The sequence below is a fragment of the Desulfobulbus propionicus DSM 2032 genome (assembly GCF_000186885.1).
In the GTDB taxonomy this organism is placed as follows: Bacteria; Desulfobacterota; Desulfobulbia; order Desulfobulbales; family Desulfobulbaceae; genus Desulfobulbus; species Desulfobulbus propionicus.
On sequence record NC_014972.1, the window covers coordinates 2,312,744 to 2,338,628 of the forward strand.

At 57.1% G+C, this 25,885-nt stretch carries 18 protein-coding genes and 1 tRNA gene; 6 read left to right on the forward strand and 13 right to left on the reverse strand.

Features of this window, described 5'->3' with window-relative positions; genetic code table 11:
• Positions 1 to 7: 7 nt before the first annotated feature.
• From ppk1 to DESPR_RS10115, 3 genes are all read right to left on the reverse strand, one after another.
• Entirely contained in the window at positions 8 to 2,221 is a 2,214-nt protein-coding gene (ppk1, locus tag DESPR_RS10105; RefSeq protein ID WP_015724719.1) for a polyphosphate kinase 1, read from the reverse strand.
• 214 nt (positions 2,222 to 2,435) lie between these two features.
• On the reverse strand, positions 2,436 to 3,818 hold the full coding sequence (ppnN, locus tag DESPR_RS10110) for a nucleotide 5'-monophosphate nucleosidase PpnN (RefSeq protein WP_015724720.1): 1,383 nt from the start codon (positions 3,816 to 3,818) through the stop codon (positions 2,436 to 2,438).
• A gap of 243 nt (positions 3,819 to 4,061) precedes the next feature.
• Entirely contained in the window at positions 4,062 to 5,066 is a 1,005-nt protein-coding gene (locus DESPR_RS10115) for a YhdH/YhfP family quinone oxidoreductase (protein ID WP_015724721.1), read from the reverse strand.
• Positions 5,067 to 5,300: 234 nt separating this feature from the next.
• Between DESPR_RS10115 and DESPR_RS10120 the strand changes: the two genes are divergently transcribed.
• The 6 genes from DESPR_RS10120 to lon all read left to right on the forward strand — a co-directional run bounded on the left by DESPR_RS10120 (position 5,301) and on the right by lon (position 12,496).
• Positions 5,301 to 6,506 (forward strand): MFS transporter, encoded by a 1,206-nt coding sequence (locus tag DESPR_RS10120; RefSeq protein WP_015724722.1) that lies wholly within the window; start codon positions 5,301 to 5,303, stop codon positions 6,504 to 6,506.
• Between the two features lie 92 nt (positions 6,507 to 6,598).
• Positions 6,599 to 6,683: transfer RNA gene (locus tag DESPR_RS10125), tRNA-Leu, on the forward strand.
• A 114-nt stretch (positions 6,684 to 6,797) separates the two neighbouring features.
• The gene (tig, locus tag DESPR_RS10130) at positions 6,798 to 8,123 is read left to right on the forward strand and encodes a trigger factor (RefSeq protein WP_015724723.1); all 1,326 of its coding nucleotides are present in this window, start codon (positions 6,798 to 6,800) and stop codon (positions 8,121 to 8,123) included.
• Between the two features lie 72 nt (positions 8,124 to 8,195).
• Positions 8,196 to 8,798 (forward strand): ATP-dependent Clp endopeptidase proteolytic subunit ClpP, encoded by a 603-nt coding sequence (gene clpP / locus DESPR_RS10135; RefSeq protein ID WP_015724724.1) that lies wholly within the window; start codon positions 8,196 to 8,198, stop codon positions 8,796 to 8,798.
• 2 nt (positions 8,799 to 8,800) lie between these two features.
• Positions 8,801 to 10,069: an ATP-dependent Clp protease ATP-binding subunit ClpX gene (gene clpX / locus DESPR_RS10140; RefSeq protein WP_015724725.1), complete on the forward strand. Its 1,269-nt coding sequence runs from the start codon at positions 8,801 to 8,803 to the stop codon at positions 10,067 to 10,069.
• 9 nt (positions 10,070 to 10,078) lie between these two features.
• Entirely contained in the window at positions 10,079 to 12,496 is a 2,418-nt protein-coding gene (gene lon, locus DESPR_RS10145) for an endopeptidase La (protein WP_015724726.1), read from the forward strand.
• 85 nt (positions 12,497 to 12,581) lie between these two features.
• Here lon and DESPR_RS10150 read toward each other — a convergent pair whose 3' ends face one another.
• The 10 genes from DESPR_RS10150 to DESPR_RS17315 form a co-directional block, all read right to left on the reverse strand.
• Positions 12,582 to 12,998, reverse strand: coding sequence for a YkgJ family cysteine cluster protein (locus tag DESPR_RS10150; protein ID WP_015724727.1), 417 nt, complete (start codon positions 12,996 to 12,998; stop codon positions 12,582 to 12,584).
• Entirely contained in the window at positions 12,998 to 14,428 is a 1,431-nt protein-coding gene (locus DESPR_RS10155; RefSeq protein ID WP_015724728.1) for a sigma-54-dependent transcriptional regulator, read from the reverse strand. The genes DESPR_RS10150 and DESPR_RS10155 overlap by 1 nt, the downstream gene beginning before the upstream one ends.
• 8 nt (positions 14,429 to 14,436) lie before the next feature.
• Positions 14,437 to 15,480 carry a protein-tyrosine phosphatase family protein gene (locus DESPR_RS10160; RefSeq protein ID WP_015724729.1) on the reverse strand — a complete coding sequence of 348 codons (1,044 nt, stop codon included), beginning with the start codon at positions 15,478 to 15,480 and terminating at the stop codon, positions 14,437 to 14,439.
• 4 nt (positions 15,481 to 15,484) lie between these two features.
• Positions 15,485 to 18,049: a PEP/pyruvate-binding domain-containing protein gene (locus DESPR_RS17310; RefSeq protein WP_015724730.1), complete on the reverse strand. Its 2,565-nt coding sequence runs from the start codon at positions 18,047 to 18,049 to the stop codon at positions 15,485 to 15,487.
• Positions 18,027 to 19,061, reverse strand: coding sequence for a thiamine-phosphate kinase (thiL, locus tag DESPR_RS10170; protein ID WP_015724731.1), 1,035 nt, complete (start codon positions 19,059 to 19,061; stop codon positions 18,027 to 18,029). Before thiL ends, DESPR_RS17310 begins: the two co-directional genes overlap by 23 nt.
• A complete protein-coding gene (gene ptsP / locus DESPR_RS10175; RefSeq protein WP_015724732.1) occupies positions 19,058 to 20,851 on the reverse strand; it encodes a phosphoenolpyruvate--protein phosphotransferase in 1,794 nt (597 codons plus the stop codon). Before ptsP ends, thiL begins: the two co-directional genes overlap by 4 nt.
• 9 nt (positions 20,852 to 20,860) lie before the next feature.
• On the reverse strand, positions 20,861 to 21,130 hold the full coding sequence (locus tag DESPR_RS10180) for an HPr family phosphocarrier protein (protein ID WP_015724733.1): 270 nt from the start codon (positions 21,128 to 21,130) through the stop codon (positions 20,861 to 20,863).
• Entirely contained in the window at positions 21,127 to 21,507 is a 381-nt protein-coding gene (locus tag DESPR_RS10185; RefSeq protein WP_015724734.1) for a hypothetical protein, read from the reverse strand. The genes DESPR_RS10180 and DESPR_RS10185 overlap by 4 nt, the downstream gene beginning before the upstream one ends.
• Positions 21,508 to 21,569: 62 nt before the next feature.
• On the reverse strand, positions 21,570 to 23,222 hold the full coding sequence (locus DESPR_RS10190) for a hypothetical protein (protein ID WP_015724735.1): 1,653 nt from the start codon (positions 23,220 to 23,222) through the stop codon (positions 21,570 to 21,572).
• Positions 23,194 to 25,866 carry a PAS domain-containing hybrid sensor histidine kinase/response regulator gene (locus DESPR_RS17315; RefSeq protein WP_169701582.1) on the reverse strand — a complete coding sequence of 891 codons (2,673 nt, stop codon included), beginning with the start codon at positions 25,864 to 25,866 and terminating at the stop codon, positions 23,194 to 23,196. Before DESPR_RS17315 ends, DESPR_RS10190 begins: the two co-directional genes overlap by 29 nt.
• Between the last annotated feature and the right edge of the window lie 19 nt (positions 25,867 to 25,885).

Here is a 25,885-nt window from a genome sequence, read left to right on the forward strand (position 1 = left end):
ACCGTTGCTATTTGTTTTTTCGCTTGGCGATCTTTTTCGAATATTGCTTTTTGTACATCCGCCGTGCCTCGGCCAGCCGTTTCTCGCTTTTCTCGATCAGCATCTCCTGGGCCGACCGTTGTTCATCGCGCGATTGCGGCTGTCGTTGCAGATAGCTGCCGTTGGCTTGCATATCCCAGGCTCCGCGCCGGTCAGCCAGTTGCAGATTGAGGATCTCCCGAAGTTGCGCCTGCAATGCCGGCGATTCCACCGGAGCGATCACCTCCACCCGCCGGTCGAGGTTGCGTTTCATGATGTCGGCGGAACCGATGTAGTACTGTTCCTGCCCGTTGTTGCGAAAATAATAAATACGGGCATGTTCGAGAAAGCGGCCCACCAGGGAAATGACGCGGATATTCTCGGAGAGGCCGGCAATGCCCGGCCGGAGCAGGCAGCTGTCGCGAACGATCAGATCGATCTTGACCCCGGCTTGGGAGGCCTGATAGAGGGCGGCGATAATATCCTGGTCGGTCAGGGCATTGGTTTTCATCTGGATCAGCCCCGCGTTCCCCTTCCCCTGATGCTCGATCTCTCGCTTGATGTATTCCAACAGGGTCTTTTTCAGAATCCTGGGAGAAGGCAGCAGTTTTTTGTAGGTGCGGGCCGGTGCGTACCCCAGGGTGAGGAAATTGAAAAATTCGGTTAGATCGTTGCCGATATCGGGGTCGCAGGTGAGCAGGCCGAGATCGCTGTATGCCCGGGCGGTGCCGGCATGATAGTTGCCGGTGCCGATATGGGCATACCGCTTGAGACCATTGTAGTCACGCCGGACGACGAAGATGACCTTGGAATGGGTCTTGAGGCCGACCACGCCGTAGGTGACGTGGATACCCGCCTGCTCCAGATAGGTGGCCCAGTGAATGTTGGCCGATTCGTCGAAGCGGGCCATCAGCTCAACCACCACCGCCACCTGCTTGCCGTTGCGGGCCGCGTCGAGCAGGTACTGGATGATTTGCGAATTGGCCGAGGTCCGGTACAGGGTCATCTTGATCACCAGCACCTTGGGATCGGTGCTCGCCTCCTTGAGAAACCGTTCCACCGAGGAACTGAACGACTCGTAGGGATGCTGGAGCAGAAAAGGACCTTCCTCGCGGATCAGATGAAAGATATTGGGGAAGTCGCCGGAGAGCTTGTAGTGGTCGAGCGGCTGGTGCGGCGGAAAATGCAGTTCTGGTTTATCGATGGCCACAATTTCCATCAGATCGCGTTTGGCCATGATGCCGTCAACGGTGAACACGTCCTTGCGGGAATCGATGCCCAACTGGGAGGCGAGCATGCCGCGATGCGGCCGGGTCATGGTGCTGTCGACCTCCAGGCGGACAATCTCGGCAAATTTCCGATCCTGCAGGGCGGTCTCGATCATCGACAGCAGGTCAACCGCCTGATCCGGCCACTGTTCGGTGATGGCGTTGCGGGTGACGCGAAACAGTTCACAGCTCTCGATGACCATGCCCGGAAAGATGGTTTCCAGGTTGTTGGCGATCACATCCTCAAACAACACATACAGGTGTTTGCCCGGATCGACCCGGATGAATCGCGGAATGCCGGTGCCGGTGGTGGGAACCTTGATCCGGTTGAGGTACACATGGTCGCCATCGCTGTGGCGGGTGGCCACCAGCAGGTTGAGCGACAGGTTGGAAATAAAGGGAAAGGGATGGGCCGGGTCCATGCCCTGCGGGGTGAGCAACGGATAGATGTTGTCCCGGAAATAGGTCGCCATTTTCTGGCGCTGCGTCTCGTCCAGGGTTGTGTATTTGACGATGCGAATATCCTGCTTGGCCAGCAACACGAGCAATTCCCGTTCGAGATTCTGCTGCTGCTCCAGGAGATCCCGCACCATTTCGTAACTTTCGTCGATCTGCTGCTGGGGAGTCCTGCCGTCGATGGACAGCAGTTTCAGCTCGGCCCCGACCTGTTGTTTGAGGCCGCCGATCCGTTTCATGAAGAACTCATCGAGATTGGAGCCGATGACCGACAGAAAAAAGACTCGCTCGAGCAAGGGATTGCGCTCGTCTTCGCTTTCGTGGAACACCCTGCGATTGAATTCGAGCCAGCTCAGCTCCCGGTTGAGATACCACTCGGGCGAGGTCAGATCGAATATCCGCTCCGATTTTTGCGCGGGACCACCTTTTCCGTCACCGCTTTTTCCATTCGCCTCGGCCTTCATCTCCAAGTTGCCCATTGCCGCCTCTCCAGGGAACATGTTCGTGTCACACGCTATCAACTTATTTAAAATACTTCAAAATCGTCGATAGATCAAGCCCCTCCAACCCCTCGTTCACTTCCAGTAGCCGTTTCCCCTTTTATCGCCCGCAAGCGGTGACGATCCACGGACCCTTGCGCTACCGCCTCCGGAACCAGGCCGCGCCCGCTCCTTCCCTGTTCCCCCTTGCGCGTCATGCCCCTGCGTCCGCAACCAATCGATAGCACGGGATGTAGGTGCTGGTCGGCAAGCGCATCCGTTGCTGCTCGACAAAGGCAGTGAGCAGGGTGTCGAGGGGCTGCATGATGCGGGCGTCGCCGCACAGTTCAAACAATCCCTTTTCCTCGATGGCCCGAATACCGGCATCCTTGACGTTGCCGGCGACGATCCCGGAAAAGGCCCGGCGCAGGTTGGACGCCAGCAGATGCGGCGGCTGATTCTTGTGCAAGTTCAGACTGCGCATGTTGTCATGACTGGGCACAAAGGGGAGTTGCAGGCTGAGATCGATGTTGAGCATCCAGTTGAAATAATAGGCGTCGTCGGTCTTGAGCCGGAACTGGCGGACCTTCTCGACGCCTTCCAGGGTCTTGCGGGCCACGGTTTCGGGATCGTCGATGATGATCCGGTACATCTGCCGCGCCGCCGGCCCCAGGGTATCGGTGATGAAGTGGTCGATCTGCTCGAAATAGCCGGCCGCGCTGGCCGGTCCGGTGAAGATCAGCGGCAAGGGGATACGCGAGTTTTCCGGATCAAGCAAGATGCTGAGGATATAGAGAATCTCTTCGGCCGTGCCCACGCCGCCGGGAAAGACAATCACCGCGTGGCCGACGCGGACAAAGGCCTCCAGCCGCTTTTCGATATCCGGCATGATCACCAGATCGTTGACAATGGGATTGGGCGATTCCGAGGCAATGATCCCCGGTTCGGTGATCCCCAAATACTGGCCGGTGTAGATCCGTTGCTTGGCGTGGCCGATGGTCGCGCCCTTCATCGGCCCCTTCATCGCCCCCGGTCCGCAGCCGGTGCAGATGTCGAGCCCGCGCAATCCCAGCTGATAACCGACCTCCTTGCTGTAATCGTATTCCGCGGGGGATATTGAATGGCCGCCCCAGCAAACCACCAGCCGTGGCGGGGTGCCGGGCCGCATGATGCGAGCGTTGCGCAGGATATGGAAGACGGCGTTGGTGATGCCGTCGGAGGTGGCCAGATCGAAACGGGGATTGTTGTTGATGGTGTCATCGACGTAGACGATATCGCGGAGCACCGCAAACAGGTGCTCCGTGATGCCGCGGATCATTTTGCCATCGACAAAGGCGCTGGCCGGGGCGTTGCGCAGATCGAGCTTGATGCCGCGTTCTTCCTGAATCACCCGGATGTCGAAATCCTTGTACCGTTCCAACAGTTCCCGACCGTCGTCGAGATAACCGCCGTAGTTGAGCACCGCCAGCGACGAGTTGCGAAACAGGGGATAGAGCTCGCCCTGGCTGGCATTGAGCAGTTTGCCCACCTCCAGCCGGGACAACACGTCCAGGCTGCCGTTGGGGCTAATACGGCCGTCGATGACATCATACTGCATAAAAAATATCCTTTAAAAACAATTGAATGAACATAATCCCTCCTATTGGGGCTGACGGAACAGCGCTTGCGTGAGGTTTGCGCGTACTCGACCCGTCTCGGCGAGCAACGGCAGACATTATCTTGCCCCTCTTGTAGAGAGAAAAAGGAAAAAGAGGGGCAACGAAGCCGTGAACGAAAATAACCCGAGGCAAACAAGTACGTCTCTTGTCCTAATCATGAAAACCGTGGACAAAAGAAGCTTTCAGTCGCCAATACGGACGATGGCCCTCCCCCGGTTTTTTCCTTGGAGAATGAGGCCGATGCGCTCATCCAGCGCCTCCAGATTGGGCAGTTCGGTGGTGATGGTGTCGAGGTGGTCCAGCTTCCACTCGCCTGACAGTCGCTTCCAAACCCGCCGGCGCAGCGGTGCGGGACAGTTGACCGAATCGATGCCCAAGAGGCTGACGCCGTTGAGGATGAAGGGGTAAATCGAGGTGTGCAGCTCACCGGAGGTAATATTGCCGCAACAGGTGACCGTGCCGCCGTAACGGGTGGCCTTGATCGCTGTGCTGAGGATATTGCCGCCCACCGTATCCACCGCGCCTGCCCAGCGTGGTTTAAGCAGAGGGCGACCGCTCTGGTCATCCACCTCGGAGGAGCTGATCACCTCGTTGGCGCCGATCTGCCGCAGATAGGACGTTTCCGCCCCTTTGGTGGTGGCTGCCATGACCTTGTAGCCGCACTTGGCGAGAATGGCCACGGCGATGGAGCCCACACCGCCGGTGGCGCCGGTCACCAGAATCGGTCCATGGCCCGCAGCCACACCGTTGTCGATCAGCCGCAGGCAGGAAAGCGCGGCAGTAAACCCGGCCGTGCCGTAGATCATGCTCTCGCGCAGGCTCAATCCGGCCGGCAGGGGGACCACCCAGGCAGCAGGTACCCGGATATATTCGGCAAAGCCGCCGCTGGTATTCATCCCCAGGTCAAACCCGGTCACCAGCACTTCATCGCCGGGTTTGACGTTCGGCGCGCTGCTCTCGGCCACGATTCCGGCCGCGTCGATGCCCGGAGTATGCGGGTAGCGGCGGGTAACGCCCTTGTTGCCCGAGGCGGAGAGCGCATCTTTGTAATTAAGGGAGGAGTAACGGACCCGAATCAGCACCTCACCGACAGGCAGGTCGTCGACGTGCCGCTCGCCAATGGCGCGGACAAACTGCTTCTCTTCGGTTTCGGTGACGATCATGGCCTTAAATGCACGGTTGTCCATAGCTTCCTCCTTGGGCGGGTTGTGGGTCCTAGCGGATCATTGATCGGTGTACTACTATATGGAGTTCCTCGCTGCAGCGCAAGGTGTGCCGGGGCCGCCCCGAGGCTGGACAAAGAGATGTTTGCTTTCTCTTCGGGTGATGGTAAAAGAGCAACTTGGGGCAAGCCGCCGCCCCTCCATCCGCCGCTCCGCCCCTCATCAATCTTCTTATCGATCTGCGACCCGCTCTCTTTCATGCTCAACCGCATACTCGTTACCGTGGTGCTCTCGGTGTTCATCGCCCTCTTGGGCGTTGGCATCATCATTCCGGTGCTGCCGGTTCTGGCAACTTCCCTGGGAGCCTCCGGCTTTGCCCTGGGGTTGATCACCGCCGCCTTTTCCCTGAGCCGCGGCCTGCTGCAACCGGTGGTTGGCAACCTGTCCGACCGTTGGGGGAGAAAAGGGTTTCTCGTCGGCGGCCTGTTCATCTATGGCTTGGTCGGCTTGCTCATTCCCCACGCCGGCAGTGTTGGCCACCTGGTAATGATCCGCCTCTTTCAGGGTGTGGGCGCGGCGATGATCGTACCCGTGGCCATGGCCTATGCCAGTTTTCTCGCGCCTCCGGGCCAGGAAGGCCGATACATGGGGGTGATCAACATTGCCATCTTCTGCGGCATCGGCTGCGGCCCGATTGCTGGCGGAATTGTCTCTGATATGTGGGGACTGGCCTCGGTTTTTCACATCATGGCCGGACTTTGCTTTTTCTCTTTCCTCCTCGTGATGGTCAACATGCCCTCGGTTTGTCCGATCGATCAACGGCAACAGGTTGGGCTGTGGGTTAATATTCGGCTGATGCTGAACCGACGGCGAACAATGGGCATTTTCATTGCCCGCTTCGGCACCGTGCTGATGATGGTCCCGACCATGGCCTTTCTGCCGGTGATGATGGCCCAATGGCCGGACAGCACCGGTTTCCAGACCGGGCTGGTCATTGCCGGCCGCACCCTGGTCAACGCCCTGCTCCAATACCCCTTCGGCTGGGTGGCCGACCGCTGCGACAAGGTGCTGCTCCTGCTCATCGGCTGCGGCTGCATGAGCATAGCCGTTTTTCTCATCCCGACCATGACCACCTTCCCGACCATGGTCGGGATCTATCTGTTCCTCGGCTTGGGCGAAGCGGTGCTCTGGCCGGTGCTGGGCGCCTACGCCGCCGAAGAGGGTCGAACCCATTTCGGCCATGGCACGATGATGGGGGTATTCAACCTGGCGATGAGCGCGGGCGTGTTTACCGGCGCCCTGCTTGCGGGGATGAGCATGGATTCGCTCGGAATGCGGCAGGCTTTTTTCGTCACCGCCGGTGCCATCATGCTCCTCACCGTGATGGCGGCCATCTTGATCCGCAGCGGCGAGGCGGCTGGAGAGGCCGAAGAACAGCGCCCCCCCTCCTCACCTTGCGGATAATGTCTTAAATTTGTTGATAATACAACTTTTTCATCCCATGGATCACTTGACGTGATCCGTTATTCTGGTTATTTAATGCTGTTTAATGTAATGCGAGCGTGGCGAAATTGGCAGACGCACCAGACTTAGGATCTGGCGGTACCCACCTTGGGGGTTCGACTCCCCCCGCTCGCACCACCCTTCCCGAGCCCATCAAGCACAGCGCGCGAATCAAGACGAACAGCGAGCTGACAATAACTGCGCCGCCGGGGTCACAGCCGCGGAAACACGAACAAGAGGAACCGTAAGTCCATGGAAATCGTTGTCGAACATCTCTCTGACCTGACAAAAAAACTGACCATCACCCTTCCCAAGGAAACCGTTGGCCCGGCCCTTGAAAAGGCCTATGCCAAGATCAACAAAGAGGTCAAGTTGAAGGGGTTCCGTCGCGGTAAGATTCCCCAAAGCGTACTCGAAAACAATTTTGGTGCGCAAATTCAAGCCGAAGTGGGGGAAAAACTGGTCCAGGAGAGCTACTTTGACGCCATTGAAAAGGAAAAGCTTGAGCCGGTCGTCCATCCCGAAATTACCGAGCACAACTTTCCCGAAGACGGGACCTTTGTCTACGTTGCCTTGGTCGATATCAAACCCCAGTTCGAGCTCAAGGAGTACAAGGGCCTTGAGGTGGAAAAACCGGTGGTCACCGTCAGCGATGAAGAGGTCGAAAACGAGATCAAGCTGTTGCAGCGCCATCAGGCGGTACTGCAGACCGCCGAGGAAGGCCACGCCATCGCCATGGACGACGTGGCCATCGTCGATTTTCAGGGCTTCCACAACGGCAAGGCGATGAAAGAGGTGCGCAACGAAAATTTCAGTGTCGATATCGGCATGCACCGCCTGGGCAAGGATTTCGAGGAAAAGCTGCTGGGCCTGAAAAAGGGCGACAAAACTCTTTACGAGATCACTTTCCCGGCCGACTATCCCAATCCGCTGCTGGCGGGTAAAACCGTTGAGTTCAAGGTGGACGTCAAAGACGTCAAAGTGCGGGTCAAACCCGAACTTGACGATGAGTTCGCCAAGGATATCAAGCCTGAACTGACCACCTTGGAGGAGCTGAAAAAGGATATCCGCGACCGTCTGCAGAAAACCAAGGACGATGCCCTGAAGGGTGATCTTGACGACAAGATCATGCACAAATTGATTGACCTCAATCCTTTCGAGGTACCCCAACGGCTGGTCAACTACGAGATCCAGGAGATGCTCAAGCAGACCGAGGAGAATCTCAAACGCAGCGGCTTGTCGTTTGAGTCCGCCGGTATTAATTTGGAAGAGCTAGTCGAGAAAAACAAGGAGGTGGCCGTCAAGCGGGTCAAGGGCGATTTCCTGCTGAAAAAGATTGCCGAGATCGAGGAAATCAAGATTGCCGACGAGGACATCCAGCGCGGCTATCAGCGCATTGCCGACCAATATCGCATGACCCTGGATGAAGTGAAAAAATATTTTAAACGCCGCGAGGAAATTCTGCCGTTCATGAATGAGCTGCACAACGAGAAAATCCTCAATTTCCTGCGGGAACAGGCTAAATTCATCGAAGTGGCCGCCGCTACCGAACCCTCGGCGGCGCAGGCCGAAGCCTGATATTTGTTAAAGTGTTCCCCGACGGCGGGCCAGTCGGCCCGCCGTCACAATGTGTTTTCTGGAGAAGTGAACATGAACCTAGTCCCCATGGTTGTTGAACAGAGTCCGCGCGGCGAGCGGGCTTTTGATATCTATTCCCGGCTGCTGAAGGAGCGGATCATCTTTCTTGGCACGCAGGTTAACGACGACGTGGCCAGCCTGGTGGTCGCCCAGCTGCTCTTTCTTGAAGCCGAGGATCCGGACAAGGATATCACCTTTTACATCAACTCCCCGGGAGGTTCGGTGACCGCCGGCATGGCCATCTATGACACCATGCAGTACATCCGTTGCGATGTGGCCACCCTCTGCATGGGGCAGGCCGCGTCCATGGGGGCCCTGCTGCTGGCCAGCGGCGCGGCTGGCAAACGGTTCGCCCTGCCCAATTCGCGGATCATGATCCATCAGCCCATGGGCGGCTACCAGGGACAAGCCACGGATATCGATATTCATGCCCGGGAGATTCTACGCATGCGGCATGATCTCAACACCATTTTGGCCAGGCATACCGGCAAATCGATGAAGAAAATCCAGGCCGACACTGAGCGCGACAACTTCATGAGCGCCACGGAGGCATGCGAGTACGGTATCATCGACAAAGTTTTAACCAACCGCGAGGAACTGGGCGGGGAGAAGTAACGGTGAGCAACGATTTCCACGATGAGCACAGTATAACCTGTGTGTGTTCGTTCTGCGGTAAAAGCCAGGAAGAGGTCGGCAAGCTGATTGCCGGACCCAACGTCTATATCTGCGACGAGTGCATCGGACTGTGCAATGAAATCATGATGGAATCTTCCGAGGAGGAGCACTCGCCGGCCGAGTTCGGCAATCAGGTGCTCAAGCCCAAGGAGATCAAGGCCTATCTCGACCAATATGTGGTCGGCCAGGAGCATGCCAAACGAATCCTCTCGGTCGCGGTGCACAACCACTACAAACGCATCAGCGCCCCACCTGCCGACGACGATGCGGTGGAACTGCAGAAGTCGAACATCATACTGATCGGCCCCACCGGCAGCGGCAAAACCCTGGTCGCCCAGACCCTGGCCCGACTGCTCAAGGTTCCGTTCACCATTGCCGACGCCACCACCCTGACCGAAGCCGGTTATGTCGGCGAGGATGTCGAAAACATCCTGGTCAGTCTCTTGCAAGCGGCGGACTATGACATCGAAAAGGCGCAACGGGGCATCATCTACATCGACGAGATCGACAAGATCGCCCGCAAGTCGGATTCCGCCTCGCTGACCCGCGATGTCTCCGGCGAAGGCGTGCAGCAGGCCCTGCTGAAAATCATCGAAGGCACCATGGCCTCGGTACCGCCCAAGGGCGGACGCAAGCACCCGCAACAGGAGCTGGTCCGCATCGACACCACCAATATCCTGTTTATTGTTGGCGGTGCCTTTGTCGGCCTGGACGGGGTGATCAAACGGCGAACCGGCACCCAGGCCATGGGATTTGGCGCCAAGGTGGTCAGCCAGAAGGAGCGCTCCATCGGTGAAGTGCTGGCCTCGATCCAACCCGAGGATCTGCTCAAGTTCGGCCTCATTCCGGAGTTGGTCGGCCGCCTGCCGGTGATTGCCACCATGGAAGAGCTGGTCGAGGAAGATCTGATTCGCATTCTCAAGGAGCCGAAAAATGCTCTGAGCAAACAGTATCAGAAATTGTTCGAATACGAAGGAGTCACCTTGCGATTCACCGAGGGCGCCTTCAAGGCCATCGCCCAGAAGGCCCTGGCGCGCAAGTCCGGCGCCCGCGGTCTGCGCTCGGTGATGGAAGAGTGCATGCTGGATGTGATGTACGAGCTGCCGTCAGACGAGCACGCCACCGAATGTGTCATCAATGAACAGGTCATCACCAACGGTGAGTACCCGGTCATTCTTTACGACAATGCCGAGACAAAAAAAATTGCCTGACAGCCGCCCATGAGTGAATTGACCGCCGAAACCTATCCACTGATGCCGCTGCGGGACATTGTTCTCTTTCCTGGAATGGTGGCCCCGCTGGTGGTCGGGCGGAAGAGATCGATCATGGCCCTTGAAGCGGCCATGGAAAACCGTTCCCTGATCTTTCTGGTCACCCAAAAGGATGCCCGGGTGGATGAACCGGGACAACGCCATCTCTATTCCCTGGGAACGCTGGCCTCGGTCATGCAGCTCTTACGGCTGCCCGATGGAACCATCAAGGCCCTGGTCGAGGGCAAACGCCGGGCCATCGTTGTCGGTGCTTTTGAGGGAGGAGAAACAGAAGAGTCCTTTTATTCGGTTCGTCTGGTCGAGGCTCCAGACACCGAGGTCGAGCGCGAGGATGTGCCCGCCTATCTCCGCGAACTGCGCAAGGCCTTTGACCAGTACACTCAGAGCAACAAGAAGCTGCCGCGCGAGGTGCTGAAATCGATCACCGCCCTGGAAGACCCCTCCAGAATGGTGGATTTGATCACGTCCCACATTCAGTTGCGCACCGAGGAGAAACAGTCGATTCTCGAACTGGTTTCCCTGCCGCAGCGGATCGCCAAGGTGCTGGAGATCCTCTACCGGGAGATGGAGCTCTCGGAGATGGAAAAGGATATTCACGCCAAGGTCAAGAAAAAGATGGGCGTGACCCAGCGTAACTACTACCTCTCCGAGAAGATGCGGGCCATCCAGGAAGAGATGGGCCAAGGCGAGGGCGGTGACGATCTCGGCGAATTGCAGCAGGCGATCGACAAAAAACACCTGCCCAAGGCGGTCAAGGAAAAGGTGGGCAAGGAGTTCAAAAAGCTCCGGCAAATGCCGCCGATGTCCGCCGAGACCACGGTGGTGCGCAACTACATCGATGCCATCATCAGCCTGCCGTGGAAGAAAAAATCCCGCTCCAAGATCGACATTGACCGGGCCGAGCAGGTGCTCAACGAGGACCATTACGGCCTGGAAAAGCCCAAGGAACGCATTCTCGAATACCTTGCGGTCCAGGCCCAGGTCAAGAAAATCCGCGGGCCGATTCTCTGTTTGGTCGGTCCTCCCGGAGTGGGCAAAACCTCGGTCTGCCGCTCCATTGCCCGGGCCATGGGCCGCGAGTTTGTCCGCCTCTCGCTGGGAGGGGTACGCGACGAGGCGGAAATCAGGGGCCATCGGCGCACCTACATCGGTGCCATGCCGGGGAAGATCATCCTTTCCATGCAAAAGGCCGGGGTGATCAACCCCGTGTTCTGTTTGGATGAGGTCGACAAGATGAGCGTCGATTTCCGCGGCGATCCTTCCGCAGCCCTGCTCGAGGTGCTTGATCCGGAACAGAACTATGCCTTCAACGACCACTATCTGGATGTCGATTACGATCTGTCCGAGGTGTTTTTCATCACCACGGCCAACAATCTCCACGGCATTCCCATCCCGTTGCAAGATCGCATGGAGATCATCCAGCTCAACGGCTACACCGAGGAGGAAAAACAGCACATCGGCTTGGAGTTTCTCCTTCCCAAACAGTTGGAGGCCAACGGGTTCAAGGCCGATGAGATCACCCTCAACGACAAGGCCATCCTGGAAATCATTCGGCGCTACACCCGTGAAGCCGGCGTGCGCAGCCTCGAGCGGACCATCGCCGGCATCTGCCGCAAGGTGGCCCGCGAACGATTGAAAAACAAGGAGCCGAAAAAGAAATACCGGATATCGCCCCAGGCAATCGAACGCTATCTGGGGGTGCCCAAATATCGTCATGGCTTAGCCGAGGAGCGCGATGAAATCGGCCTGACCACCGGCATGGCCTGGACCGAAGTGGGCGGTGAACTACTGCAGATCGAGGCCACCGTCATGCCTGGATCCGGTAAGTTGACCATCACCGGCAAGCTCGGCGACGTGATGCAGGAATCGGCTCAAGCGGCGATGTCCTATGTCCGTTCACGCGCCATGCGCTTGGGATTGGAGCCGGATTTCTATCAGAAAATCGATATTCATGTCCATGTGCCCGAGGGCGCCATCCCCAAGGACGGCCCATCGGCGGGCATCACCATCGCCACGTCGATTGTTTCCGCCATCCTCAAACTGCCGGTGGACCGCACCCTGGCCATGACCGGCGAGATCACCCTGCGCGGGCGGGTGTTGCCGATCGGCGGGCTCACCGAAAAGCTGTTAGCCGCCAAACGAGGCAACATCACCAACGTGCTCATTCCCCGGGAAAACGAACGCAACCTTCGTGATGTGCCGCAGAAGATCCGCAACAGCCTGACCATTGAACTGGTGCATGATGTCGATGAGGTTCTGCAACGGGCGTTGATAGTCAAACAAGGGGAAACCCTGTTCAAGGAAGTGCCCCTGGAATCGATTTACGGGGACTTCACCATCTCTTCCCACAACACCCCGGCACAGTAATGCCGGCTGGCCTGAACTCGGGTCGGACCGGCAACTGACTTTTGCCCACACCGAGCCTTTCTTTTTTCCGGCACGGGCGACAAGGCTATGGCGTCTCGGGGTGCGAGCGAACACCTCTCGCGGCGCGGAAAAGACTCCGCTCGATCCGCGACTGAATGAGCTCCAAAAGTCCTGGATTTTCCAAATAAGGACAGGGGGCGTCATAAGGGAATTCACGGCACTGCCTGGGGCGGGCCTCATGAATGGTGCAACGCTTGCACATTCGATCATCGGCCAACAGGATGCAGGAGCCGTCTTCCCTTGTTTTGAAGGTATTTTTGTTCTCCAGATAGCGACGCCGCACCTCGCCGTCATTGATGCCAAAGTGACGGGCCAAGCGGTTGATATCCTCGGCGGTGAGATACAGGGTGGCACCGGGCAAACGATAGCAACAGTAACCGGGGCAGAAGGTACAGTAGGATTTGTTGCGGGCTAAAACGTATTGTTTCGGCATGTCGTCCATCAACGAAAACTCCTTGATTCAATGTGGTACCGCCGTAGCAGACGCTGGAAAGCCTGCCGTTCCATGCCGCAGTTTCGTGCGGCGGCGGTGACGTTGCCGCCGGCCGCTTGCAAGGCCCCGGCCAGGTAGACGGCGTTGAACCGGTGGAGGATGGCATTTTTTGCTTCCCGGTAGGGCAAGTGATCCAGCCCCTCCACAGCCAGCGGTCCGTGGCCGGACTCCGCATGGGGTTGCGGCGGTACAGGCGATTCCGACTCCTCCCAGAGATCCGCCACCTCAAGGACTGAGCCGCGGCAAAGCAGCACAGCCCGGTTGATTGTGTTCTGCAGTTCACGGACATTGCCCTGCCATCTGTGCTGCATCAAAGCCTGCAAGGCCTCGTCGCTGAATTCCAGACCATCCCGTCCGTGCTCGCGGCTGTACCGCTCAAGAAAATGCTGGGCCAGCAGCGGGATATCGCCAACCATGGCCGCCAGGCTCGGCATGGTCACGGTCATGACGTTGAGCCGGTAAAAAAAATCCTCCCGAAACTCTCCCCGCCTGATCTTGGCTTCCAAATCCTGGTTGGTGGAAGCGATTACCCGGACATCCACCCTGAAGGTCTTGGTTTGTCCCAGGGGCTGGACTTCTTTTTCCTGCAACACCCGCAGCAGCTTGGTCTGCACGCTCACCGGAATATCGGCCACCTCGTCCAGCAGGATGGTTGTACCGTCGGCTTCGACGAACAAGCCGATCTTGTCGCGATCCGCTCCGGTAAAGGCCCCCTTGCGGTAGCCGAACAACTCGCTCTCCAGGATATGCTCGGGCAATGCCGGGCAATTCACCGTGATCATGGGACGGCCGGCCCGCGGCGAGAGGCCATGCAGGGCCCGGGCCGCCAATTCCTTGCCGGTGCCCGATTCACCGCGAATGAGCACGGTGACGTTACTCGCCGCAATCCGCCGCAACAGATCCACGGTTTGGACCAAGCGCCGCGAACGGCCAATGAAACCGTGCTGTTGCTCCTGGCTGCTCAGCCGGTGCTGGAGCTGCACGTTTTCTCGCAGCAGCTGGGTTCGTTCGAAAGCCCGGCCGACGGTGCGGATGATCCGTTCGTTATCGAAAGGTTTTTCGATGAAATCGTAGGCCCCGTCCTTCAACGCCTGAACCGCCATGCCTATGGTGCCGTAGCCGGTCATCAGGATGGTGGTCACCGCAGGATCGATCATCCCTATCTGCTGGAGCAAGGCCAGCCCGTCCATGCCCGGCATCTTGATATCCGTGAGCACCACATCGGGCGAATCGCCCCGCATCCGCTCCAAGGCCTCCTCGGCTGAAGTGGCCGCGGTCACGTCATAGCCGCCCTTTTTCACCAGCACCTTGGTCAACAAAGTGAGCATGTCGCGTTCATCGTCAACGACCAGTACCTTGGCCTGTTTTCCGTGCTCCATGATCCCTCTCAATCGTTGGCGCCGACCATGGCCTGAAAATAGAGCTGGACAAACTTACCGGACATGGTGTCGGCCGAGGAAAAGCGAAGATCGTCCGCTGGTGGGATGCGGCCGGTCAGGGTTTCAAAGGCGTGCCGCGACAAACCGGAGATCGTTCCTTGCAACTCATCGCTGCGACGTTCCTTATCTGGGATGCACCAATAGCGGCAACGCGGCGGCCGATCAGCAAAGACCAGGCAGCCATCCTGGCCAAGCAGCGGACAACGAAGCGGCGCTTCGGGAAAGGCGTCGGCCAAGGCATCGGCGCTCAAACCGGGCTGGCGGTGGTGAAGTTCCTTGAGCAGCCGGGCCAGGCCGAGGGCCCGATCAATCACCTGCTGACGCTGTTCCTGGGTGAGACTCCTGTTGATTGCCTGGCTGAGGTGCATGCTTTCTATCAGCAGAAGTTCAAACGGCCGGCCGCAGCAGGCCGTGTCCCCCCGGCCGCAGCAGGCGTGGTCCGCGGGCGGGCTCCACAGTTCGTCAAAATGGGCGATCAGTTGATCAAAGGCCCGAAGCAACGGCGAAACATCCAGGGACGGACGGTTGTCGATCCGAGGCAGCGCCGTCTGCAAGGAACCCACCTGCTTGCCGTATTGTTTCAGAAAGCGACGTTGGGCGAAAGTGGCCGGATTGGCGCTTTTCCCCTTCATGGTCTGTTCCGCCCGTTTGTAGTCAAAGCCCCGGCGCAGCAAATAGGCGGCGATAAAGGTGCCGGTGCGACCATGCCCCATGCGGCAATGCACCAGCACCTTCTTGTCGAGATAGATGGCCTCGTCCATCCAGTCCAGCACCTGTTCCATGGCTTCGAGATCCGGGGCGCATTCGTCGACCACCGGCAGATAGCGGACCTCGAAGCCGCTGTTTTCCTCAATCTGATGCAGATCGCAGAACTCGCCGCAGAGATTGACAATGGCGCGAATTCCCTGGGCGCGAATGGCATCCAGATCCTCGTAGGACATGGGCGCGTGGCCAGTGGCCAAATGGGGGGTAATCCAGTTCAACTGGTACATGATTCTAGGGGATAATGGAAGTTGTGGAGCCGTGGAAGCGGTCGGCCTTTTGAAAAAACAGCTGCACGCGCGAATCGATTTCTTCCTCGCGCAGCACCATGTCGAGCAATTTGGTCATGCCGAGCAAACGGCCCACCGCAACCAACACGTCCAACAGCTCGCCAGCTGGACAACCCATCAGGCGGGCATCGAGCAGGTCGGCGCGAACACTGACCTCAAACCCCAAACGTCCGAGAATCTGCCGCAGCAAGGCAATGCGGATCGAGCGTCCCTGATAATCGCCGCCCCCGCCGGCAAAGCGCAACTGGCAGTGATTGGCCCGGCTGTCGCGGCCGCAGAGGCAGTCAATCAAGGTGAAGTGAAAGCCAAAGCGCATGTTCAGATTGAGATACTCCGGGCTGACCACCGCATAGGAGGCAAAATCCTTGGACCCGCCGCTGGCGATGCCGCCGGCCAGGGCCATGTCGCCGAATCCCTGCCAATCGAAATGGAGGTGACTCTGCCAGTCGATCTCAGGACTGCTGAGCCCCTGCCACAGGGCAAGAAACGGTGCGGCCTGCAAGCTCTCGGGGGCGATGGCCGCCTGCTGTTCCTCGTTGGCAAAGGCACCGCCCACGTCAAGGAGGTAGATGTCGAGAGGCAGTTCGGTGGCCAGCTTGCGGCAGCGGGAGGCGGCGCCGCCGGCAGCAATATCGCCGAGGCCAAACATGATCTGCACCGCTTTTTCATGGGCATAACGGATGATGTCATGCAGCGAGCGGCAGGATTGGGGTCTGAACTCTGGAGAGTGCGGGTCGAGTAGATGCAAGGGGGTGATATGGTCGAGCAGGCTGCGCAGCTTGGCAGCGTAGGGCGATCCTGCCACCTTTGCTTTCTTGCGGCTGCTGTCCAACAGTGCGTCAATCTTGCCCGGATACACCCTGCCCTGGTCGCCATCGACAGTAACCTCCTGGCCTTCAGGCAGGAGGACACGGGCCTGGGTTGCCTCCACCAGCAACACCACCCCGAATTCCCGACAGACAGTGGCAAAATGCCCCGTCACCGACCCCTGCTCACAGATCACCGCCGCAAGTCGGTCGATATACCGCACCAGGGATGGCGCAATGTGGCGGGTGACCAGAACGGTGGCGGAATCGAGAGCGGCTTGTTCCAAGCGGTCGAGATGCCGAATCACCCCGAGGGCAACACCGCCGGCCGCCCGCTTGGCATTGGCAAGCAGGGGATGACATTTCGCAGGCAGAGGGTTCGTCGTTATTTTGGCTGGCGGCTCCGTTCTGGACGATTCCCGGCACAACGGCCGCGATTGGAGGATGAACAGATGTCCCTCTGAATCCATGGCCCACTCGATATCCTGCGGGACGACGAAAAAACGCTCCAGTTCCCGGCCAACAGCTGCAAGGCGCGCGGCTTGCGCCTGGGTGAGCGAAAGAGTCGCGGCCTGATCAGCTGCCAGATCCTTCTCTTGGAGCTGTCCTTGGAACAGAACCAGCTGCTGCCGCTGGTTGCCGGCAACGATCCGGGTGGGGTGCTCACTTTCCGGACCAAAAACGAAAACATCCGGAACTACCGCTCCTCCCACCAAGGGGAGGCCGAGGCCGCGGATGCTGTGCACCAGCAAAGATTGTCCCTCGGTCACCGAGGGGTCGCGGCTGTAGAGCACGCCGCTGGCCACGCTTTCCACCATCACCAACACCAGCACCGCCATGGCCGCGTCCTCGTCGCCAATACCGGCATGGATGCGGTACAGCAGGGCCTGGGGGGTATACTTGGAGGCCAACACCTCGAGATAGGCCGCCAGCAGTCCATCCCGGTCAATGCCAAGCAGTGAATGGTATTGGCCGGCAAAGCTGTGGTCACCGTCCTCGTGCAGGGCGGAGGATCGAACCGCGACCCGGAGGATTTCATCCGGCCCCGTGACGGCCAGGCGGTCGTATTCAGCCAGGATTTCCTGGGCCACCAGCGGCGGAAGCTCCATCCGCCGGATCAGGGTCATCAGCGCCTGCGAGGCCTCGTCCAGGCTGAGGGGCACTTCGAGGTCAATTGCGGCCAAGAGCAAATCCAGGGCGGGCCGCAGTCGATTATGCTCGATCAACAGGTCAAAGGTCGTGGCGGTGATGGTGAAGCCGTCGGGTACCTGGGCTTTGGCCTCGTGTTTGAGCAACAGTAGATGTTGGCTCTTGTTGCCTACCAGGGACGGCTCCGCTGGACTGTTGTGGTCGACAACAAAGGGAGGAATCAAGAATCGCTCCGGCGGAGCCAACACCAGACGGGCGTAAAAATCGTACTTGTTGAAATAGTCGCGCAGTGAACCGGCTATTCCGGGATGCATCTGCTCCAGGGCGGCAATCATGCCAGCTACCGCCTCGGCCAATTGCCGATAGCGGCCGCGAGTCCGCGCCAGGTCTTCCTTTCGCCCCTCGTGGTAAAGCACCTCGAACTCGGCCATCAATTCATGGCACCTGCCGTCGAACCCAAGCAAGGCCTTGAACCCCTCGTAGGTTTGCTGGAGGATCCGGTCCGGAGCGAACAGCCGCAGTGACCAGTGTTTAAACAGCGCGCCGACCGCCATCCCCCCTCCCCTCGCCGTTGCGGAAATGATCAAACCCTCCATAGGTGACGGCCCGCTCCTCGGTGCGACCGTCCGGGAGTTGGCGCAGCAGGAGAACCCCTTCGCCATGGACGATGGTGCCGACCGAAGCCAGGGCAAGCCCGCATTGTTCGCCGATTACCCGCAGGGAGTTCTCGGATTCCGGCGCGGCGGTGAAAAGCAATTCATAATCCTCACCGCCGCCAATCATCCATTGGAGGGTATCGGCATGGCACAACCTCGCAGCCTCGTCTAAGGGAGCTATACCGGGCAGGGCCGACGAAGTCAGCCGTGCCCCCACCCCGGACCGCTTGCACAGGTGGGCGAGATCGGTGGCCAACCCATCAGAGAGATCCATCATCGCGTGCGCCAGCCCGGTTTTACCCAGCCGTTCCCCGAGCTCTACCCGGGCCCTGGGGTTCAGATGCTTCTCGTATAACGGACCAAAATCCTCCCGATCGATCATTCCCCGGTGGAGCAATTCCAGGCCGGCGGCAGCCAACCCGAGCGGGCCGCTGACCCAGATGACATCACCCGGCCTGGCACCGCTGCGATAGACCACCTGATCCACCGCTGCCTCGCCAATAACGGTCAGGCAGAAATTAAGCCCCTGCGGGCTGGCCACGGTATCGCCGCCAATGAGCAGGCAGCCGTATTCCCGGCAGGCATCATTCAGCCCCTGGGCAAACGCTTTGAACCAAGATTCGTCGAAACCGGGCGGCATGCCAACCGACAGCAGAACAAAAAGCGGCTTTCCCCCCATGGCACCGATATCGCTGACATTGACGGAAACTGCCTTGCGGCCCAGTTTTTCCGGCGGGTGAAAGGCGCAGTCAAAGTGGACCGATTCGATCAGGGTGTCCATGGTCAGCAGCCAGACTTCGTGATCATTCTTGGCAATCACCGCGCAGTCGTCACCGATCCCTTGAATCAATCGTCCATCCATGGGGCCGACAAGTGTAGTGATGTATTCGATGAGTTGGCGTTCGTTCACGATTGATAAAAATCTCTTGGATAAAAACGTTGAAAGAAATCGGTCACACACGCACGCACCTCGCCACTGTCCGCGCAGTGGAGGACCTCTTGGGCCAATAAGTGCAGCTCTCCGCTGTGGGAATGCCGTAACAACCGTTTGATCCAGGGAATAACCGCAGGGCGCATCGACAGCTCATCCAGCTCAAACCCTATCAACAGCGGGGCACAAAGAGGGTCACCGGCCATCTCGCCGCAGAGCGACACGGGAATGGCGCGGGCATGGCCGGCGTCGACCGTCTGTCGGATCATCCGCAGCACCGCGGGATGAAAGGGGTCGTACAAATGAGCCACATACTGATTGCCGCGGTCAATGGCCAGGGAATACTGGATCAGGTCGTTGGTGCCGATGGCAAAAAAATCCACTTCCATGGCAAGGACATCGCTCATGATCACGGCACTGGGAACTTCGATCAACACCCCGATTTCAAGGTCCTGGTCAAAAGGGATTCCTTCGGCCGCCAATGCATTCATCGAGTCGTGGATCATCTCCTTTGCCTGGCGCAGTTCCTGCAAGGTTGACACGAGAGGCAGCAAAACGCGCAACCGGCCATGGACCGAGGCCCGGAGCAGCGCTCGCACTTGACAGCGAAAAATCTCCCGCTCGTACAGGGAAAAACGAATCGAACGCAGACCGAGAGCCGGATTGCGTTCCCGATCGAGCCACGCCTTGTTGCCGGGAAAACGGGCAAGGATCTTATCGCCGCCTACATCGAGGGTGCGGATGGTCACCGGATGCGGGGCCATAGTTGCCAGGAGGCGGGAATACGTAGCCAGTTGCGCCTCTTCCGTCGGTGGCCGGATCCCTTGAAAAAAATCGAATTCGCTGCGAAACAGCCCTATTCCCTCCGATCCGTAGCGAAGCACGGCAGAGAGTTCCTCCAGCATCTCGATATTGGCGCTCAAGCGAACGGGACACCCATCCTTGGTTTCCGAGGTCAGATGCACATAGCGGTCCAGCCCCTCGGCCACGGCGCGATAGTGCTGATCGTTCTCCTGCAGTCGAATAATTTCATTAGGTTGGGGATGAACGACCACCTGGCCCGTTCCGCCGTCGAGGATAATCGGCTCGCCGGTGTGCAGGATGGAGGTCGCATGCTCCAGGCCGACCACCGCCGGTATATTGAGAGATCGAGCGACGATGGCGGTATGGGAGATTGTCCCCCCTTTTTCCGTTATGAAACCAAGAACATTGGCCGACTGCAGTCGCAGGGCATCCTCTGGCGAGAGATCATTGGCAACCAGGATGGTGGGCTGGTCTGCTGTCTTGCCCTTGGGCGCATATTCCCGGCCGGTAAGCAGACCGAATACCCGATCGGCCACATGCTTGATATCGGCATATCGGTCGCGAATATAGGGATCGTCAATCAGGGCGAACCGCTCCTTGATTTCGTTCAGGGTCTGGGTCAACGCCCATTCCGCATTGACCTTGTTTTCCCGGATAATGGCCGCGGTGCGTTCGACAAACATCCGGTCTTGGAGCATCAGCAAATGGGAATCGATGATCGACAAGGCATCATCCATGTGGTCAGCCAACTGCTGCCGCAACTGGATGAGTTCCTCCCGGGCGGCAGAGATGGCCTGGAAAAAACGTTGGATCTCCGATGCAAGGTGCTCGGCCGGCAGGTGGCACCAACCAGCTCGCCACGTCTGCCGTTTGACGACAACGACCGTGGCGACCACAATACCGGGCGACACACCAATGCCCTGTAAGACGCGGGAAGTTGTCGACCTGCTTTTCGTATTCTCCATGCCTGTTTATCAGGAATCATCCTGGCTAGTAAGCAGCACAAGGGCAGCCTGCAACGCCCCTTCAGCCCTGTCGCCATCGGCACGCAAGGTCAGGTTCGTTCCCTCGACCAGGGCAAGGGCCAGAACATCGAGGATTGAAGAACAATCAACCGTTTCATCTGCTCGGCTGATGGACAGCACCACACCGAATTCCGCCGCAATTCCCGCCAGCCGGGTGGCCACCCGGCTGTGCACCCCGCGCCGATTGCCGACAACAAGGTCGCACGCACAGGTCTTCACTTGACAATCCGCAAACCCGGTTTTCGCGGCCCTTGTTGTTGCCCTTTTCGTCGCGCCGTTGGATCAATTGCCTCGCTCGCGGGCGGGTCAAACCGAACCGCCTTGATAAATCTTCCCTCACCGCCCATGGTGAAGGTTTCCTGGCCGGTGAACTGGGGCGTGCGCAGGGTCCAAATCACCGTCTGCACCGGAATGGACAACAGGTGCAGGGTCACATGCCACCATTCCTCCTTGCGGGTCTGATCGCGTTCGATATCGCCCACTAATGCGTACACGAGCATCTGCGGTGATTTTGCAGCAATAAGAACAATATCGCCCACGGTGGTGGTTTCTTTGAAGGACACAATTTTTTTGAGCTCAGCAACCAACTGTTCCATGAATAATTCCGAAAAATGAAAAAACTCTTGATCCGTGTTCGGTGAACGCGGATGTTTTGTGGTCAGTGGCGCATCGTATATTCGATCTCCAGCGCCAGTTCATCCTCGTGGGCGTAGCTGCGGAGGCGGCTGGTTTCAATTGACTCCATCCGCTTTAAGGCGGGAAGCACAATCTGTTGAATCAGCACTCTGGTCTCCGGCGTCAGGATGTCTGTCTTTCCCCCGTTGCCCTTGGCCAGGAGGGTCAACAAAGGAAGCAATCGTTGCACGATCTGGCCTGTTCGTAGAAAAAGAATAACATTGCTCCCTTCCCTGACAGTGTCCCGCGCAGCCTGATCAGATTGGACGATATATCGATGCACTTGTTCGATCAGGTCAACACGGTCGGCGAAAACGAGCATGTTTCCCATGAGAGAATAGGCCGGTTGCAGCAACCCGCCGGCGAGAATGACGGAGACAATTTCCGCTTTCTCGCTGACCACGGTTACCGCTTGAAGATCGGCAAGCATCTTCCTGAGCAATGCCTCAACCCGGCCACGGTCACGCACCTCAATGGCCACACAAGCCATGGAGCGAGGCGATTGATGAGCCTCCTGCTGTCTCGTTATGAATACCCCGAATTCGCTGCCGAATACATCAAAAAACGTTTGCGTGGTTTGTTCGGTGGCGTGCGCGAGGTAGGTGGAAAAATTGGCCAGGAGGGAGGTGACCTCGGGTGTCCCCGTGTTTTGTACTAACTCCCAGAACGATTGCAGATTGAACCAGTTGGTCCAAAAGAGAAACTCTGTCTCTGGAGAAATGTATTGAAACCATCGTCTCTCCACAGGGAACGTCATATGATATCGGTTGGTTAACGCAGACAAACGTTCCTGATCGATCAGAGCCAGCGCGCCAAACCGTCCTTTTCCGCCGTCGTGCTGGTGAAAGAGAGCAATCTGTTGCAGAGGGCTTTCTTCTCCGTCTTTACCTAAATAAGGAAAGGGAGATAGAACCTGGAAATTGGCGAAGAGAAAGGGATCGGCCTTGGCCCCGGCAAATGTTTTCAACCGATGATACCGTTGATTGACCCGTAATCCGGTCTGATTCTGCACCATGTGCTGCAAGGATTGATTGATGCATCGTTGCACCGACCGTGCCGTCAAAGAGGCGATCAATATCTGGCGGGTCAGGCAGTACGATACTGCAATTCCGTGGTCAAATTGAAGTGTGACCAGACGTTGCCGTTGGTAGGTCGAAACCGAGGTTGACCGGACCGGGCCGAAAGAATCCTCAAACCATTGCAGCGGTACAGTTTCCTTGGGCACCCGGACGAGGACGACCAAATTATGGGCCATCGATTCGTTGGACAATCGTGTTTGCGATGGATCTGGCAACAAGGCAACAGCGGCTTTGCGGGTGAACAGTTGCGCGAACAGAGGCACCTTGGTGACCTGCTCAATGGAGGCGCCAAAGGTGGACAGTTGGCGGGTAAATGATTCCGGTAGCCCCTGCCTGGAAAGCAAGGATACCAGGTCGAAACGACGCAGCTGCTCCCCGACCAGGCTCTGACGCCATTGGCCCCAAGTGTGGGCCAGGTTGTCACCCTCGAGCACGATAGCGGTTTCTGCAGGGAGAAAATCGACCAATTCGGGAGTCGGCGGACGTTGGCGGGTAAGCCAATACCCGCTCAGCCCCACAACGAGGCAACTAGCCATCAGCGCTAACAATCGTTTCATGTTTGCCCAGCCTGTGCTTCGGGGGGTCCGGCACTCTCGTTGGCTGCAGATATTTTTCAATTATTTTCAAAACGCTGGAACCATCAATCGGCTTGGACACATAGTCATCCATGCCCGAAGAAAGACACTTTTGCCGGTCACTGGGCATGGCATGGGCGGTCATGGCAATGATGGGGATATGCTGATTGTCGCCTTCTGCCTCGCGGATTCGCGCAACCGCTTCATATCCGTCCATTTCAGGCATCTGGATATCCATGAGAATACAATCAAAAAGGCCGCCACGCCAGGCATCCACAGCTTTTCGCCCGTTTTCCACCACGGTCACCTGATATCCGGCCTGTCGCAGAAGGGTTCGAATCAAAATTTTGTTGATATATTCATCCTCGGCCACCAGAATTCGTTGCCCGTGGTTTGATAGAGGCATTTGTTCATCAGATGGCGAGGAAGGTTCTCTGCTTGGCTTCTGACTTTGCTCGATATCGGGGACAGTGATCGGCAAGGTAAAAGAGAATCGAGTTCCCTTGGCCAGTTCACTTTCAAACCAAATTCTCCCTCCCATGAGTTCCACTAGCCCCTTGGAAATGGATAGACCGAGTCCTGTGCCGCCAAAACGGCGGGAATGGGAGGAATCGGCTTGGGAAAAGGATTCGAACACTTTGTCATAGTAGGTGGGAGCGATCCCTATACCGGTATCGGCTACCTCAAACAAAAGCATATCGCCATTGGCAAAGGAATTTGGGGACGGTTGGTTCGACACGGTAAGGGTAATCTGTCCTTTGCGTGTAAATTTGAGACTGTTATCGATCAGATTGGTGAGCACTTGCATAATCTTGGTTTGATCGCCAACCAGCATGTCCGGAACATTCGGAGCAACAATCAAGTGGAGTCGAAGATTTTTACGTTGCGCTGTCGGTTCCATGGGCTGGATCACTTCATTGAGCAGATTACGCAAAGAAAACAACCGCTGCTCGAGTTCGAAACGGCCAGCCTCCAACTTGGAAAAATCAAGAATATCATTGATAATAATCATGAGCCGGATGGCGGATCGATGAATCAACTCCAATTGCTGCCGCTGAAGATCAGGTAAGTCCTCCCGCAACAAAATATTGGACAAGCCTATAATGCCATTCATAGGAGTGCGTATCTCGTGACTCATGTTGGCCAAAAATTCGCTTTTGGCTATGCTGGCGGTTTCGGCCGCTTCCCTAGCATGATAGAGTTCTTTTTCCACCGCCTTTCGTCGTGAAATATCTTCGATAACCCAAACTGTCCCTTTGGCGAGATCCTGGGGAGAAATAGCTTTACCGCTCAAGGTGCAAGGAATGAGGGAGCCGTCTTTCTTCTTGAGTTGGTATTCGATCTGCTCGACGTCTCCTTCTGCAAGCAAGTGAAGGTGTTCCCGGACAAAATGGCGAAAGGATTGTCGATCTGAAAAAAATTGCCGGATGTCTCCTGAAAGGATTTCTTCCCGAGAGTAACCGAAAATATCAGACATCCGTTTGTTTACATTGATAATTTTTCCCATGCGAACCAGGATGATGCCAACTAGACTGGCACTGAAAATGGTTTCCAATTCCAATACAGAAACCCGTCTGGCGGATTCCGCCCGGTCACTTGCCTCCTGGCCCGCCAACACTTGACTGGTCAGTTCCTGTTCCTTATGCGAATGGAGAACAATACTACCAGTCAGGATTCCCAACGACAGAACAATGCTATTGAGTACAAGAACAATTGCCCAAGGAAAAGGGGCGGGGACAAGAGTTGCTATGGACCAACCACTGTTGGAAAGCGGCAGAAGATCAACTGAATAACGAAGATTATTGCGATGAATAATAGGAGCTTGAAGGGAAAAAGGCAGTGAGGATAAAGAATGGTCACCAAATTGACGACCATCCTTAATTTCTTGCAACCGTTCTGGAGCTATTTTCCAAGCTGCTTTAAAGTTCCATTCATTTTTGGTTGAAGCAAAAACAATACCGTCGTTTGAAACAAGGAGCGCGTCAAAAGTATCTTTGATATGGGAAAAAAAGATATCGGCAGAGGTATCGGATGTTTTAATTACAACAACGCCGATTGGTTTTCCATGACTCGTTGTATAAATCGGTGCACCAAAATAGAACCCTCTTCGTTTGGTGGTCACGCCGACAGCAGGATAAAAAGTGGGATTACCGGCCAACGCATGAAAAAAATAGGGACGAAATGGGTATTCATTACCGGTGAGACTCGGTTCATCAACATTCGCGGAACTACCAATCACAGTCCCTTCATGGTTCATGACATAGACTAGGGCAGCATTGAGTACCCCTTGGGCCGTATTCAAGACGCGGAGCAAGTTGCTGTTGTCACTATCTGTCTTTCCGACACAAACATCAATTATTTCTGAATACTTGGCTAACTCAAGGGCGGCGTTGGTATAGTTGGCTATGATATAGTTCTTCAGTTCTGCAGCCAGGTTAGTTGTTATGGGATGCTGTTCTTTCTTATACCGGAAAAGGATGTATTGATCGCTGCCAAGACTCACCAGGGCGAGACACAGCAAGGTAAATGCACCGATACAAACGAGTCGTCGCCGCACAGTGCCCAATGATTGATAAAAACCGCGGGAAGAAAAGGATTTACTGTTCTCAGGTGTTTCAATACTCAACGGATCGAACTCCAAGGGG

Bases quoted from the DNA above. Each gene is read 5' to 3' on its own strand.
- DESPR_RS10155 (WP_015724728.1), bottom strand. From the start codon at position 14,428: ATGGAGCACGGAAAACAGGCCAAGGTACTGGTCGTTGACGATGAACGC.
- DESPR_RS10160 (WP_015724729.1), bottom strand. From the start codon at position 15,480: ATGTACCAGTTGAACTGGATTACCCCCCATTTGGCCACTGGCCACGCG.
- lon (WP_015724726.1), top strand. From the start codon at position 10,079: ATGAGTGAATTGACCGCCGAAACCTATCCACTGATGCCGCTGCGGGAC.
- ppnN (WP_015724720.1), bottom strand. From the start codon at position 3,818: ATGCAGTATGATGTCATCGACGGCCGTATTAGCCCCAACGGCAGCCTG.
- DESPR_RS10150 (WP_015724727.1), bottom strand. From the start codon at position 12,998: ATGGACGACATGCCGAAACAATACGTTTTAGCCCGCAACAAATCCTAC.
- DESPR_RS10120 (WP_015724722.1), top strand. From the start codon at position 5,301: ATGCTCAACCGCATACTCGTTACCGTGGTGCTCTCGGTGTTCATCGCC.
- DESPR_RS17310 (WP_015724730.1), bottom strand. From the start codon at position 18,049: ATGGCGGTCGGCGCGCTGTTTAAACACTGGTCACTGCGGCTGTTCGCT.
- clpP (WP_015724724.1), top strand. From the start codon at position 8,196: ATGAACCTAGTCCCCATGGTTGTTGAACAGAGTCCGCGCGGCGAGCGG.
- tig (WP_015724723.1), top strand. From the start codon at position 6,798: ATGGAAATCGTTGTCGAACATCTCTCTGACCTGACAAAAAAACTGACC.
- DESPR_RS10185 (WP_015724734.1), bottom strand. From the start codon at position 21,507: ATGGAACAGTTGGTTGCTGAGCTCAAAAAAATTGTGTCCTTCAAAGAA.
- ppk1 (WP_015724719.1), bottom strand. From the start codon at position 2,221: ATGGGCAACTTGGAGATGAAGGCCGAGGCGAATGGAAAAAGCGGTGAC.
- ptsP (WP_015724732.1), bottom strand. From the start codon at position 20,851: ATGGAGAATACGAAAAGCAGGTCGACAACTTCCCGCGTCTTACAGGGC.
- DESPR_RS10190 (WP_015724735.1), bottom strand. From the start codon at position 23,222: ATGAAACGATTGTTAGCGCTGATGGCTAGTTGCCTCGTTGTGGGGCTG.
- DESPR_RS10115 (WP_015724721.1), bottom strand. From the start codon at position 5,066: ATGGACAACCGTGCATTTAAGGCCATGATCGTCACCGAAACCGAAGAG.